Here is a 14332-nt window from a genome sequence, read left to right on the forward strand (position 1 = left end):
AAGATTCATTTAATAACGAACGTCTGTTGATCAATATATAAGATCAAAAAGTATTTGTTGGTGTAGCGTTTTGCCTTACAGGTTTGTAGGGTATTTAAGTACTTGCTTAGCAACCATTAATAAATACCCAAAAGGGTTCATAAGAAAGCAAATTATGTGAGATAAACCCTTATATCAAGGGTATATATATCACTACTTTTGTTATAGCAATAACAGCCACAGGCTTGACTAAAAAATTTAGCAATCATAAGTAAAAATATTGCTAAAACTTTTGTCATGACTACTCAACCCCATATACTGGTATTAGGATGTAATTTTGCAGGATTAACAACGGCACGTTACATTCGGGAATATGCCGGTAATAGCGTTAAAATTACCTGCATGGATCGCAAACCGTATCTCACCTTTATTCCAAATATTCCAATAGAAGTTTGGAATAATAACAATCCAGAGCTTTCGCTACACTTTGCCTTTATCAAATTTCTGGATCGCGACAATATTGACTTTGTACAGGGAGAGGTGCAGGGTATAGATGTGGAAAAGAGATCAGTAGAATTTAAGCCAGTGGAACGATCGGGGTCTGCCATAGAAGAAATTGGGTATGATTACCTGGTTATTGCATTGGGGAACAACTTGGCTTTTGATGAGATAGAGGGATTTGGCAAATATGGCCATACCTTTACCGATACTTATTATGGTGATAAGGTGCGCCGTTATTTACATGATGGCAGTTACAAAGGAGGGCCTATTGTTATTGGATCGGATTACTTTATTCAGGGGAAGAGTGAGAAGCTGCCCAATATTCCCGTAGCAGAAGCAGCATGTGAAGGTCCGCCGGTAGAAATATCCTTCTCTATGGCCGAATGGCTACAGAAAAGAGGATTGGGAGGTCCGGAGAATATCACGTTGTTTACTCCGGCTGAGGTTATTGCCGAGGATGCCGGTCAACAAATATTAGATAAGCTACTTCCCATGTTTGATGAGATGGGATATGGTTATAAAGCCAATACCAGAGGTATTAAGCGCCTGTATGAGGATGGTATTGAGTTTGAAGATGGCAGTAGCCTGGAGGCTGAAATGAAAATTATATTTCCCAACTGGAAGGCCCATGATTTTTTGAAGGGGCTGCCTATCAGTGATGATCAGGGGTTTATTGTAACTGATCTTCATATGCGGAATCCCGATTATCCCGAAGTGTTTGCGGTAGGCGATGCGGCCTCGATAACGGTGCCAAAACTTGGATCACTGGGACACATGGAGGCTGAAGTGTTGGCCAAAGTATTGGGACAAGAAATTGGGGGCTACAATCCGAATAATAAGATTGATCCTCTGGAGTTCGAATTGATTTGTATGGGGGATATGGGAGATCACAAAGGTTTCTATATGCATACTGATGAGTGGTGGGGTGGAGATAAAAGTATCTTAAAGATGGGATACACTCCTCATCTGTTAAAAATGGGTTTCAAATCAATGTATTATTCTACGGGTGGGAAAATACCATCCTGGGGGTTGCCTATGTCTGAGTTTATAGCTGACAGAACCTTAATTTAAATTCTAAAATTTGTTGTTATGAATACACAAGATGTTATTAAAAAAGTTCAACAGGTCGGTGGAGGCATTGCATTACTGTCTGCTGCAGGCGTTGTTTATTCGGTCGCTCGTCGTCTCAATCATCGAAGAGGATACGAACGCCCGTTTGATCCTAAGAAAATGATAGAAGTAAAAGGAGAAGTGCTCGAAGTTTCCAACTCAAAAGAAGTCAAGGATGAAAAACATGGTGTTCATCTTATCTTAGATACCAAGGAGGAGCAGATTCCGGTGCACCTTGGGCCCCTTTGGTATATATCTCGTCAGCCCCATCACTTTAAATCGGGAGATAAGATTAAAGTGAAGGGCTCCAGAGTTACTTTCAAGGATTCGGAAATTATTGTCGCTTCAGAGATAAGAGAAGAAAAAATGCAGATGATTTTACGGGATGAGAAGGGTAATCCCGTATGGCAAAGCTGGCGTAAGGTATCATAAGATTGTAACCATCTTATGGTGGGTTGGATTATATAAAAGGAAGTAAACTGACTGCTCCGATAGCAGAAATAATGACAATAAGCCAGATCAGTTTTTTGCTTTTATCATAACCGGCCCAAAAGATAAACAGGCCGGCCTTAACTAACGTATTGGTGATAATAGCAATCAAAATTCCGAGCGTTGCTACTGTTGGACTGGTGCCTTCTTGAGCCATGCGTGAAAGGGAAAGCGTAATAGCATCAACATCCATCAGTCCTGAGAATAATGAGAGGAGGTAAATTCCTTGGTCTCCGTACCATTGTTCCATGGCGGTGGCCAGCAGTAAAATGAGGCCCAGCAGTAACCCGAACTGTAAAGCGGTAAAAAATTGTAGTGGGTTTTTTAATTCAATAGGCGGTTGATCGTCTTCCAATTGTAGATGTTTTTGCCAGAGCCAGAATCCGCTTCCCAATGTAAGGATCAGCATAACTGCGAGTGGAATCCACAGTGGATATAACAGAGAGCTGTTAACCACTGCAACTTCTATACCTACTCGTACGAACATAATCGAAGAGGCAACCAGAACTCCGGCAATAAAAATTCCACTGACCATCTTTTTTTGCTGTCGGGCAAATTGGGCAAGACTCAGCGTTACCGCTGTAGAGGAAGCCAAGCCACCCGTAATAGCTGTTAACATGGTGCCTTTATTTTCGCCCAAATACTTGATAAGGATATAGCCGATGAAAGACAGACCGGAAATAAGTACGACCATCCACCAAATCCAATGCGGATTAATTGCTTCCCAGGGGCCATATCCTTTATTGGGCAATAGAGGCAAGAGGATGACGGTAATAATTAACAGCTTGATACCGGCATAAATTTCTTTAACCTCAACTTTATGTAACCAATTGTGTAATGTTGGCTTTAGACTCAATAGCGCTATTACTATCACTGTTACACCAAGGGCATATACATGATAACCGAAAGCTGCCCATGAGCTAAGTGTAAAAGTAAGAAGCAGGGCAACCTCTGTGGTTATCCCAAGGTCTTTTTGCTCCTCCACTTTTGCCTCAACTACATACGATGTAATTACAAGAGCTGCTAAGGCAAGAAAGGCAACAGCAAGTACCCATTCGTTGATAAATTGGCTTACTTCCGTCCAAACTCCTCCAAACAGGCCAACAAGACTAAATGTACGGATCCCTGCTATACGGTCACCTTCGTCTTGAAGCCGCCCACTCCAGCCGCGTTCAATACCGATAAGCAGCCCAATGCCGAGTGCTGATAGTAAATTCCAAATTAGAGTAAAATCCAGATCCATAGCCAGAAGTTATGTTTAATAGCATACAACTAATGTATGATAGTGGACGGAATTCTGAAACCAAAGTTTATTTCAATACATAAAAAAACCACTGCAGGCATATTACCTACAGTGGCTTTGCTTAAGTACCGCGTACGGGATTCGAACCCGTGCTACCGCCGTGAAAGGGCGGCGTCCTAAACCCCTAGACGAACGCGGCATAATAAAATCAGTAAAAAAGCCTTGCCGAATATATCAGCAAAGCTAAGGAGAAGGCATCAAGGATACGTTTTTGTATGATTTCAAACAACCTTTAATGCCAAAAAAATGGGAGCCCGATGGGATTTGAACCCACGGCCTCCAGGGCCACAACCTGGCGCTCTAACCAACTGAGCTACGAGCTCCATTAAGTTTAAATTTATGGTTTTGGAAGTGAATAACTGCCAAATAAAGTAATCAATAAAAAGAACGAGAGTACCGCGTACGGGATTCGAACCCGTGCTACCGCCGTGAAAGGGCGGCGTCCTAAACCCCTAGACGAACGCGGCATGATATAAATTTCAGCACATAAGAGCTTCAGAGGCGACGGGCGGGATCGAACCGCCGTAGGAGGTTTTGCAGACCTCTGCCTGACCACTCGGCCACGTCGCCTTAAAGGTTTTCTTGTACGCCCGACAGGAGTCGAACCTGTAACCTACGCCTTAGAAGGGCGTTGCTCTATCCAGTTGAGCTACGGGCGCGCTAACTCAAAGGCAAATTACAAAATCAGTACGTCAAACATTCAAGTTTTCACAACTTGATTATGCAATTTGGAAATTGCTAAAAGTCGGGGAGACAGGATTTGAACCTGCGACCCTTCGCTCCCAAAGCGAATGCGCTACCGGACTGCGCTACTCCCCGTTTAGAAAGATGTCAAATATAAGGGACTTTACATCTCAAATCAATTTCAAATCCAATGAATTTCTCACTCTTTCTGCTCTTCCCAAAACTCACTTAAAAACCCTATTCCATAACCAGTGAGCTGGATAAATGTGGCAGCAACACTTAGCAATCCAATATATAAGTTTGAATATTTTGCAGATGAATGCCCGAAGATGAGCGAAACGAATAAAATAAAGGGTATCAGAAGAATGTTAAACAAGCTAAGGTTCCAAAATGGAAGTGTGAGAAACAGCAATAATCCAATGGTAAAAAAGGCGGGAAGGGTGTGAATGAATTTTATTTCACCGGGGTGAAACCGATTAATATTAATGCGTGCCCGTCCAAAAAAATGAAGCTGATTAAAAAACTGTTTTAAACTGGTCCTTCGCTTATGGTATACATAGGCTTCCGAGATAAGTCCGGTTTTAAACCCTTGATTTATGATACGAATGCTGAATTCAATATCTTCGCCCATCCTTGTAATCCGATATCCCCCCGTTTGTTCATATACTTCACGGGAAATCCCCATATTAAAACTACGTGGATGAAACGTGCCGGCATGTTTTTCATTACCCCTGATACCTCCTGTAGTTAGGGGAGAGGTCATAGCATAGCTAATCGCTTTTTGGATGGGCGAAAAGTTTTTATGTTCCCTGTCAGGTCCACCATAAGCATCCAATTTATGTATGTTTAGATAGCTATTGACCGTCTCAAAATAATGAGATGGAATAAGACAATCCGAATCAAACACAATAAAATAATCCCCCTTGGCACGTTCAAAGCCGTAGTTACGGCTAAATCCCTGTCCGGAGTTCTCTTTGTAATAGTAGCGTATATCAAGCTGTTTTTGATACTGTTCCACAATATGATCACACCGTTCTTCAGAACCATCCTCAATGATCAGCGTTTCAAAATTTTGATACGTTTGTTGCGTTAAGGAATGCAACAGCTCATCCACCTCGTGTGGACGGTTATATACGGGAATTATAACAGAGAAAAACATAGCGTGCGTTTAAATTTTTAAACAGGCTAAATCTACAAATAATATTATAGAATTTTGGATATATACAGATGAAACTCTGATAAATAATTCCGTTCTTAAGCTTTTAATTTTAATTAGTGAAATCTCTCTTCTATGGCACCTAAGATGTTCAAAATCCTGCTTTTTCTCTTGTTTCCCTCAATGGCTTTGGGACAATCTTTAAATATATCCGTTGCAGAGCATACAGCTGACAATAATATATCCACCTTCACACTTGGAAATAGCAGGGTCACTTTTGGTTCTCAGTCTATACGCTTTTTAGACAGTGGCAGGGAACAAAGTTTTGATGCTGTAGGAGTTTCATCTGATAACAATATAATTAGTACGCTGACCTGGAAGAATCAGGAAGGAGAGATCGTGCTCTATAATCCTCAAGGCAAAAAGCTTACTTCTTTTTCCACGATTTCATTAGCGGATAAGGCATCTTTTGGGTTATATCCCTTTAGTAACGGGCATACGCTGCTACGAGATAAAATTGCCAACTTCACCTTTTATGATTCTTTTGGAGAGATCGTAACAAGTATGTCAAGCAGTAGCCAAAGCACAGAGGGAGAGGCAATTTCGGAAGTGGCTACAAGCGAATCAGGCAATACGGTGGTGATTTATAATCCGAAAATTAAACGTAATGGAGAGTTGGGATCAAAAGTACAGGTCCGTACCGGCCCCAAACAATTTGAGGATATCTTTTTTAGCAGCGACCGATATTTAAAAAATGTTACGGTATCGAAAGATGGACGTTTAATTGCAGTCATAACTGCTAAAAAAGGGAGTGATGATAAAGTGCTGATCATGGATCAATATGGCAATGAGTTGAATACAATAAAAGCAGAAGAAGACTTGAAAGGCGTGAACTTTACCGATGATTTGGAGCAGGTCACAATTTATTCAGGGGGACGTGTGATGGTATACAATACCCTGAGTGGTGAAAGCTTGGGAGCAACCAGTTTTAGGTCACCTATTATGATAGCTGATTATTTCTCCGAGGATCATTTAATATTAGCGCTAACCGGTAATTATTCTGATCGCTCCGGGAGATTGAGTAATATTGAATTTCGAGCAATTAATTTAAAACAGCGATCCATTGCAAGCCAAAATTTTTCTGGTACACTGGGCTTGAGTCAGGCGATTAATCTTCAATTCATCAGAAATTCTCTAAATTCTTATACCTTAACAGGAGCCAATAAAATGATCGATATTAGAGCTGATTTTTAGCAGTACTGTTTCGTTAACTGATAAGTAAGAGAAAAATATATTCAAAAATAAGAAAGCCTGACAGGTTATGACTTACCTGTCAGGCTTTTCTATGTAAAATAATTAAGAAGTTTTTGTCTTAGGCCTTAGCCTCTGAGGTAGATTTCTCATCTTCAGAGTCGTCATCGGAATCATTATCCTTCGCAGCTTTTTTTATTTCATCGTCACTGGTTTCCACATCAGTGGTTTCCCCAGTATCTGACCAATCGAAGAGGAGCCCATCACGAGATTTATTCATTTTAATCTTAATTTGAGCTCCTTCCTCATGCTCCGATTCTAACAACTCTTCAGCCAGCGGCTCTTCCACATATTTCTGGATAGCACGCTTAAGCGGACGAGCCCCGTATTTCTGATCGAACCCTTTATCACTTAAGAAGTCTTTAGCACCTTTTGTGACTTCAATCTCATAACCGAGGTCATGAATGCGCTTAAAGAGATCATCAGAAAGAATATCAATAATTTTAAAGATATCTTCTTTCTCAAGTGCACGGAATGTGATCACATCATCAATACGGTTTAGGAATTCAGGATTGAATACCTTTTTAAGAGCATCCTGAATGGTGGATTTCATTTTTTCGTAATCGAAGCTTTTTGCTTCACTTGAGAAACCAATACCCTCACCCAGGCTTCTAATATCACGAGCTCCAATGTTGGAAGTCATGATTATGATGGTGTTTCTGAAATCCACCTTGCGACCAAGGCTATCGGTAAGAATACCGTCATCCAGAACCTGGAGCAGAATATTAAAGACATCAGGGTGTGCTTTCTCGATTTCATCCAGTAGAACCACACTGTAGGGTTTACGTCGCACTTTTTCGGTAAGCATACCGCCTTCTTCATATCCTACATAGCCCGGAGGGGCCCCGACTAATCGGGAAACGGAGAATTTTTCCATATACTCACTCATGTCAATACGAATGAGTGCATCCTCCTTGTCAAAGAGATATTGGGCAAGTACTTTGGCCATTTCTGTTTTTCCTACACCGGTTGGGCCAAGGAAAATAAATGAACCAATAGGTCGCTCGGGATCTTTGAGTCCGGCGCGTGTACGCTTAATTGCTTTGGTAAGCTTAACAATAGCTTCGTTTTGACCAATAACCTGCTTGGAAAGCTCTTCTTTCATCTTAACCAGTTTCTTGCTTTCGCTCTGGTTAATTTTGCTTACCGGTACACCGCTCATCATGCCAACAACTTGAGCAACGTCTTCTTCTTCAACATCATAAACAATCTCTTCGGATTCTTTCTCCCATTCTTTTTGGGCCTGTTCCAGTTCTTCTGTAAGACGTTTCTCCTTGTCACGCAGACGGGCTGCTTCTTCAAATCGTTGTTTTTTAACCATGCCGTTTTTCTCATTGCTGGTTTTTTCAATTTCTTCTTCCAGGTCAATGATATGCTGCGGTACATGGATATTTGACAAGTGAACACGTGCACCGGCTTCATCAAGAGCATCAATGGCTTTATCCGGCAAAAAGTGATCTGTTACATACCGATCAGTAAGTTTAACGCAGGCCTCAATAGCTTCATCAGAATACCGTACGCTGTGGTGTTCCTCGTACTTGTCCTTAATTTGTGATAGAATCTCAGTAGTTTCTTCCGGGGTAGTGGGATCAACCATTATTTTCTGGAAGCGACGTTCGAGGGCGCCATCTTTTTCGATATGCTGGCGATATTCATTGAGCGTGGTTGCCCCGATTGCTTGAACTTCGCCTCGTGCAAGGGCAGGTTTTAACATGTTAGATGCATCGAGTGAACCGCTTGCTCCTCCGGCTCCGACGATAGTGTGGAGCTCATCAATAAAGAGGATAACATTTTGGGTTTTCTCCAGCTCACCCATAACTGCTTTAATGCGTTCTTCAAATTGACCACGATATTTTGTTCCTGCAACCAAAGCAGCAAGATCCAATGCCACAACGCGCTTATCATAAAGTACACGTGAAACCTTACGTTCTACAATACGCGTAGCTAATCCTTCGGCAATAGCTGTTTTACCTACGCCGGGTTCACCGATAAGCACCGGGTTGTTTTTCTTACGACGGCTCAAGACCTGAGCAACGCGCTCGATCTCTTTTTCTCGACCAATAATTGGATCGAGTTTACCCTCTTCGGCCAGCTGTGTTAAATCACGGCCAAAATTATCAAGTACAGGAGTTTTTGATTTTTCCATTTTCTTTTCTCTTGAGCTTCCGGAGGATTTGGAACCGCCTCCTCCTTTTGAGGATGATAAACTTGCTGATACAGAACCAGAATCTTTGCGATCTTTATCAGAGGATTTCCCTGAAATAATAAGATCTAACTCTTCACGCACTGCGTCATAAGATACATTAAACTGTTGAAGTATTTGTGCAGCAATATTCTCGTCGTCGCGCAAAAGTGATAATAGAAGATGTTCGGTACCGATGGTATCACTTTTGTATAATTTAGCTTCGAGATAGGTAATGCGCAGTACTTTTTCGGCTTGTTTCGTAAGGGGGATATTTCCCACTTTTACCGAACCGCCGGTGCCGCGTACTGTATCTTCAACAGTCTTTTTTAATTTAAAAAGATCACAATTTAGATTTTTCAAGATTTTAACAGCTACTCCTTCGCCAAGTCGAACGATACCCAGAATCAAATGCTCCGTTCCAATGTAGTCGTGACCCAGACGAAGTGCTTCTTCGCGGCTAAACTGTATTACATCTCGAACCTTGCTAGAGAAATTGCCCTCCATAAAAATCGAACCTTCAGTAGTTTTAAAGTTACTTGTCATCCGCTTTAACGAGTGACCAGAATATTTAGTTCATATTCTTTAACGAAAGTAGTGCTGGCATAGTGCAAAAGCAAACAAAATAAGCTATCGGGAAATTCATAAAATTTTAAAAATTCACGAGTTTGAATACCCCCTAAATTAATTTTTTAATAGCTTATTGAAAGCCAAGCAGGTAGCCTAAACAGGCTTAATTAATGTTACTGCAGATGCTTTTAGTTCTACGTTAAAAAACTGTGCAGTAAACAAGCCTATAAAATATCGCTAACCTCAATCGCTTGTTCTTAAAATAGGAAGAAGGAAACTTGATTTCTAATTATTTAGAAATTAGAAAATCGGGGATCCTGTCATTTCTTTAGGTTGTTTAATCCCCATTAGTTTTAGCAGGGTAGGAGCAACATCAGCCAGAATACCGTCTTTCATCTTAATATTTGGCTCGTTTAAAATAAGTGCAGGCACCGGTGCTGAAGTATGGGCTGTATGAGGGCTTCCATCCTCGTTGATCAGGCAATCGGCATTTCCATGATCGGCAATAATAAGAATTTTATAATTGTGTTTGGTTGCAGTTTCAACAACTCTCTTTAATTGTTGATCGATAGTTTCCACTGCTTTAATAGTTGCATCCATACTGCCGGTGTGACCTACCATGTCAGGATTAGCAAAATTAAGAATACCCAAATGGTATTTTTCAGTATTTAATTGAGTACAGAGTGCATCCGTTACCTCAAGAGCACTCATTTCGGGCTGAAGATCGTAGGTAGCAACTTTTGGGCTCGGTATTAATATACGCTCTTCCCCTTCAAAGGCCGTTTCTTCACCGCCATTGAAAAAGTAGGTGACATGCGGATATTTTTCTGTTTCAGCGATACGTAACTGCTTCAGATGATGCTTGCTAACAATTTCGCCCAAGGTGTTCTTTAATCTTAAGGGCGGGTAGGCCACTTGAACATGATTAAAGGTATCGTCATACGAAGTAAAAGTTACATAATGCAGGTTCAGGTTTTTCTCTACCTTGAATTTATCAAAGCCTGTTTCAGTTAAAGCGCGGGTGATTTGGCGCGCCCGGTCCCCCCGGATATTATAGAAGATGACCACATCATCTTTTTGGATACGAGAATCGGGAGATGAATTGATAAGTTTTGGCTTAACAAATTCATCAGTTACGTCTTCATCATACGATGACTGAAGTGCTTCAACAGCATTATCAAATTGTTCTCCTTCGCCGTGAACCAGTAAATCATAAGCCAGTTGTGTTCGTTCCCAGCGGTTATCTCTATCCATTGCGTAGTATCGGCCTACAATAGAAGCAATTTCACCGGCCCCGATATTTTTGGCTTGCTGCTGAAATTCCTTTACGTAGTCGATACCTCCATGAGGGGAGGTATCGCGTCCATCGGTAAAAGCATGAACATAGGTATTGTCAATGCCCGTGGATTGAGCAAATTTCAGTAGGGCAAAAAGATGTTCATTATAGCTGTGTACCCCGCCATCAGAAAACAGCCCCATAATATGGATGCGACCATTTTTCTTTGCTTTTTCGAAGGCCTTCTTCAAGACATCATTGTTGAAAAAGCTGCCATCCTCAATAGATTTATTGACACGGGTTAATTCCTGGGGCACAATTCGCCCCGCACCTATATTCAGATGGCCGACTTCAGAATTGCCGAATTGTCCATCAGGTAAGCCAACATCTTTACCGCTGGCCGACAATTTAGAATGGGGATTATTGACAAAAAGAGAATCGATAAACGGCTTTTGCGCTTTGTCAATTGCGCTTACTTCGGGATTTTCGGCCAACCCGAAGCCGTCTAAGATTACAAGAAGTGCTTTGGAATAAGGGTTAGCCAATAGACTTTTCTTTTACAAGCTGTTAACGTGATTCGCTATTTTTGACTTTTTGCGCGCGGCAAAGTTCTTGTGAACAAAGTCTTTAGCAGCCATTTTATCAAGATATGAACTGGCTTCTTTAAAAGCTTTTTCTGCTTCTTCTTTTTCAGTGGTTTCAAGCGCTTTATTAATTAATGTCTTCATTTTAGAGCGCTTGGCTTGATTTCGGACACGACGCTTCTCGTTTTGTCGTACTCGTTTTTTTGCTGATTGATGTTGTGGCATGATTTCTAAGAGTTTCTTATCAGTTCTGGAAATTAATTTGTATTTTCTGCGCCAATTCAGAAAGACGTCAAAGTTAAAATTTCTGGAAGTGTTAAACAAGAAATCATTGAAAAATTAGTAAATTAAAGGTAAGTTAGGAGACTTTCGTTTATGATCATAGTGATCGATGGTCCGGCTGGTTCGGGCAAAAGTTCAACGGCCCGTGCAATAGCAGACAAGTTAGATATTGAATACCTCGATTCCGGGGCCTTGTATAGAACGGCTACCTTGATTTATTTGGAAGCGAACCGGGATAAGGAAGCGTTCTTTATTTTGTTGAATCAGAAAAAGATCTCGTTTTATTATGAGGATCAGAAATTTCATGTAGCGATAGATGGAGAATCGGTTACCGATAAGATACGAACTACTGAAGTAACCAAAGCTGTTAGTGAGGTTGCAGCACTTCCTCGCGTTCGATCTTTTGTGAATAATTTGATGCGTGATGTTGTTTTAGAAGGTGTATATGTTGCCGAAGGACGTGATCTGGGAACGGCTGTTTTTCCTGATGCGGAACTGAAGTTTTTTATGTCTGCGGATTTGGAAGAACGTGCTAAACGTCGATTAAAAGAACGAAAGGAAAAAAATCCCGGATTAAGTTTAAAAGAAGTGAAACAAAATATTGCCGAACGAGATTTAAAAGATTCTAAACGTCAGGCTGATCCGTTGAAAAAAGCCGCTGACGCTATCGAACTTGATACAACGAACTTAACGTTTGAACAGCAAGTTGATAAAATTTGTTCAATGATAAGCGAAGAACTAAAGTAAGATAAATAAGAACTTTAATTATAACTCTAATCTAATCCCATTCCGAAGAATTTTGGAATGCGGTAATTTTAACTAAAACTCATAATGACCGAAGAAGTAAAAGAAGAACAAGCTAACAAAAAACAGGAGCAGGATACAGCTACCGAGGAGGTAACTGAAGAAACTGCTGTTGAAACAACTACTGAAGAAGAAGTTCAGGTTGAACCGGAACAAGAGGAAATAGCAGTATTTTCCGGCGATGTAGAGGAAGAAGAAACATATACTTATGATCAACTGCAGGCTGCATCGGAAGATTATTCTGATGAAGAGTTTCATCAGCTTGCAGGTATGTACGAAGATACGCTTAACGAAATTGAAGAAAAAGAGATTGTAACAGGGCGTGTTGTTTCTGTTGATGAAGATTATGTTGTCGTTGATATTGGTTTTAAATCAGAAGGGATGGTGCAAACTAATGAATTCCCTGACGAAGTGGTTGAAACCCTTGAGCCCGGCGACGAAGTTGATGTATTTTTAGATAAAGTTGAAGACCAGGAGGGCCAGCTAATTCTGTCTCGTCGCAAGGCTGATATTCTGCATGCTTGGGAGACCATTGAACGCGCAGCTGAGACCGGCGAAATTGTTGAAGGAAAGATTCAACGTCGTATTAAAGGTGGTATGGTTGCCGATATTATGGGCATTGATGCATTCTTGCCCGGATCTCAAATTGATGTAAGACCTGTTCGCGACTTTGATGCCTATGTTGGTAAGACGATGGAGTTTCAGGTTGTTAAGCTGAACATGTCTGCCGAAAACGTAGTTGTTTCTCACCGTGCGCTTATTGAGTCTGATCTCGAAGAGCAGCGCGAAGAGATTCTCTCAACTATTGAGGAAGGGCAGGTGCTTGAAGGTATCGTCAAAAACATTACCGACTTCGGTGTCTTTATCGATCTCGGCGGTGTTGACGGTCTGCTTCACATTACTGATCTGTCTTGGGGACGTGTTGACCATCCCGAAGAAATTGTATCACTTGATCAGCGACTCAATGTTGCGGTTATCGACTTTGATGAAGAAACCAAGCGTGTTTCTCTCGGTCTTAAACAACTGCAGCCGCATCCATGGGATGAAATCGATCTTAAGTATCCTGAAAATATTCAGGTTCAGGGTCGGGTTGTTTCAATCGCTGATTACGGGGCCTTTATTGAACTTGAAAAAGGTGTTGAAGGACTTATCCATATTAGTGAGATGTCTTGGACACAGCATATCAAGCACCCATCACAGTTGGTTAGCAAGGATGATATAATCGACTGTGTTGTGCTGAATGTGAATGAGCCTGAGAAGAAAATTTCACTCGGCGTCAAGCAGCTTGAGAAAGATCCTTGGGAAGATATCGACGAGCGTTATCCTGTTGGGTCTAAGCACAAGGGAACGGTTCGCAACCTCACCAACTTTGGAGTGTTTGTTGAACTCGAACCCGGAATTGACGGACTCATCCACATTTCTGACTTGAGCTGGACTGAGAAGATTAATCATCCAAACGAGGTTATCGATAAGGATGAAGAGATTGAAGTTGTAATTCTAGCGATTGACTTTGAAAACCGTCGAATTACGCTTGGTCACAAGCAGATTGAGGAGAATCCATGGGAGAAATTCGCTGAAGAGTACAGCGGCACAAACCAAGTTGAAGGTGAAGTCTTTAAGACAACCGACAAAGGGGTATTTGTGAAGCTGCCACATGATCTTGAAGGATTCATCCCTGCAAGCAAAACAGAAGCCGAAGGTGAACCCGAAGAAAACTTCGAAGAGGGCGACACCGTTAAGGCTTATGTAATAGAGCTGGATGAGACCAACAAAAACATTACGCTAAGTCAGCGTGAGAAAGATGTTAAGGAAGCTCAATCTTCTAAGAAGAAGAGCCGAGGCAAGCAAGAGCAGGAACCTGCTCCACAAACAGGCACACCTACATTAGGTGAAATGTCTGGGCTTGCTGATCTCAAAAAAGAGATGGCTGATAAAGAGAAAGCAGCACGTAACCTCCAAAAGAAGGCCGAAGAGGTTGAGGAGGAAGAAGATAACGCTGATGAAGAAGAGTAATTCCTAACTCTTTTTCTTACTGAATTCATAAAGGCTCAGAGTGAGTAACTCTGAGCCTTTTCTTTTTTGTTAAAAGAATTGAAAGAAG

10 protein-coding genes and 6 tRNA genes are annotated in these 14332 nt (G+C 41.3%); 5 read left to right on the forward strand and 11 right to left on the reverse strand.

The features are described 5' to 3' along the window. Nucleotides 1-276 precede the first annotated feature (276 nt). Together ACQ76V_RS04735 and ACQ76V_RS04740 are read left to right on the forward strand one after the other, a co-directional pair. Nucleotides 277-1551 (forward strand): NAD(P)/FAD-dependent oxidoreductase, encoded by a 1275-nt coding sequence (locus tag ACQ76V_RS04735; protein WP_440999331.1) that lies wholly within the window; start codon nucleotides 277-279, stop codon nucleotides 1549-1551. 18 nt (nucleotides 1552-1569) lie between these two features. Then, the gene (locus ACQ76V_RS04740; protein ID WP_440999332.1) at nucleotides 1570-2022 is read left to right on the forward strand and encodes a DNA-binding protein; all 453 of its coding nucleotides are present in this window, start codon (nucleotides 1570-1572) and stop codon (nucleotides 2020-2022) included. A 28-nt stretch (nucleotides 2023-2050) separates the two neighbouring features. Here the strand turns inward: ACQ76V_RS04740 and ACQ76V_RS04745 are convergent, their stop codons facing one another. The 8 genes from ACQ76V_RS04745 to ACQ76V_RS04780 form a co-directional block, all read right to left on the reverse strand. Continuing rightward, nucleotides 2051-3322, reverse strand: a complete 1272-nt coding sequence (locus ACQ76V_RS04745) for an MgtC/SapB family protein (protein WP_440999333.1) — start codon at nucleotides 3320-3322, stop codon at nucleotides 2051-2053. A gap of 126 nt (nucleotides 3323-3448) precedes the next feature. Next, a tRNA-Glu gene (locus ACQ76V_RS04750) sits at nucleotides 3449-3521 on the reverse strand. Between the two features lie 110 nt (nucleotides 3522-3631). Beyond that, nucleotides 3632-3705 (reverse strand) — tRNA-His (locus ACQ76V_RS04755). A gap of 71 nt (nucleotides 3706-3776) precedes the next feature. After that, nucleotides 3777-3849, reverse strand: a tRNA-Glu gene (locus ACQ76V_RS04760). Nucleotides 3850-3881: 32 nt separating this feature from the next. Then, nucleotides 3882-3952: transfer RNA gene (locus ACQ76V_RS04765), tRNA-Cys, on the reverse strand. A gap of 15 nt (nucleotides 3953-3967) precedes the next feature. Further along, nucleotides 3968-4041, reverse strand: a tRNA-Arg gene (locus tag ACQ76V_RS04770). A gap of 86 nt (nucleotides 4042-4127) precedes the next feature. Beyond that, nucleotides 4128-4201 (reverse strand) — tRNA-Pro (locus ACQ76V_RS04775). A 64-nt stretch (nucleotides 4202-4265) separates the two neighbouring features. Beyond that, nucleotides 4266-5225 carry a glycosyltransferase gene (locus ACQ76V_RS04780; RefSeq protein WP_440999334.1) on the reverse strand — a complete coding sequence of 320 codons (960 nt, stop codon included), beginning with the start codon at nucleotides 5223-5225 and terminating at the stop codon, nucleotides 4266-4268. Nucleotides 5226-5357: 132 nt separating this feature from the next. Between ACQ76V_RS04780 and ACQ76V_RS04785 the strand changes: the two genes are divergently transcribed. Further along, complete coding sequence (locus ACQ76V_RS04785) at nucleotides 5358-6476, forward strand: hypothetical protein (RefSeq protein ID WP_440999335.1); 1119 nt, start codon at nucleotides 5358-5360, stop codon at nucleotides 6474-6476. Nucleotides 6477-6594: 118 nt separating this feature from the next. Here ACQ76V_RS04785 and ACQ76V_RS04790 read toward each other — a convergent pair whose 3' ends face one another. The 3 genes from ACQ76V_RS04790 to rpsT all read right to left on the reverse strand — a co-directional run bounded on the left by ACQ76V_RS04790 (nucleotide 6595) and on the right by rpsT (nucleotide 11370). Continuing rightward, complete coding sequence (locus ACQ76V_RS04790) at nucleotides 6595-9222, reverse strand: ATP-dependent Clp protease ATP-binding subunit (protein WP_440999476.1); 2628 nt, start codon at nucleotides 9220-9222, stop codon at nucleotides 6595-6597. 363 nt (nucleotides 9223-9585) lie between these two features. Continuing rightward, nucleotides 9586-11106, reverse strand: coding sequence for a 2,3-bisphosphoglycerate-independent phosphoglycerate mutase (gene gpmI, locus ACQ76V_RS04795; RefSeq protein ID WP_440999336.1), 1521 nt, complete (start codon nucleotides 11104-11106; stop codon nucleotides 9586-9588). A gap of 12 nt (nucleotides 11107-11118) precedes the next feature. After that, nucleotides 11119-11370, reverse strand: a complete 252-nt coding sequence (gene rpsT, locus ACQ76V_RS04800) for a 30S ribosomal protein S20 (RefSeq protein WP_440999337.1) — start codon at nucleotides 11368-11370, stop codon at nucleotides 11119-11121. A 150-nt stretch (nucleotides 11371-11520) separates the two neighbouring features. Between rpsT and cmk the strand changes: the two genes are divergently transcribed. After that, the gene (gene cmk, locus ACQ76V_RS04805; RefSeq protein WP_440999338.1) at nucleotides 11521-12174 is read left to right on the forward strand and encodes a (d)CMP kinase; all 654 of its coding nucleotides are present in this window, start codon (nucleotides 11521-11523) and stop codon (nucleotides 12172-12174) included. Nucleotides 12175-12258: 84 nt separating this feature from the next. Further along, nucleotides 12259-14244 carry a 30S ribosomal protein S1 gene (gene rpsA, locus ACQ76V_RS04810; RefSeq protein WP_440999339.1) on the forward strand — a complete coding sequence of 662 codons (1986 nt, stop codon included), beginning with the start codon at nucleotides 12259-12261 and terminating at the stop codon, nucleotides 14242-14244. The last annotated feature ends 88 nt before the right edge of the window (nucleotides 14245-14332 follow it).

The sequence above is a fragment of the Fodinibius sp. SL11 genome (assembly GCF_052060035.1).
Lineage (GTDB): Bacteria > Bacteroidota > Rhodothermia > Balneolales > Balneolaceae > Fodinibius.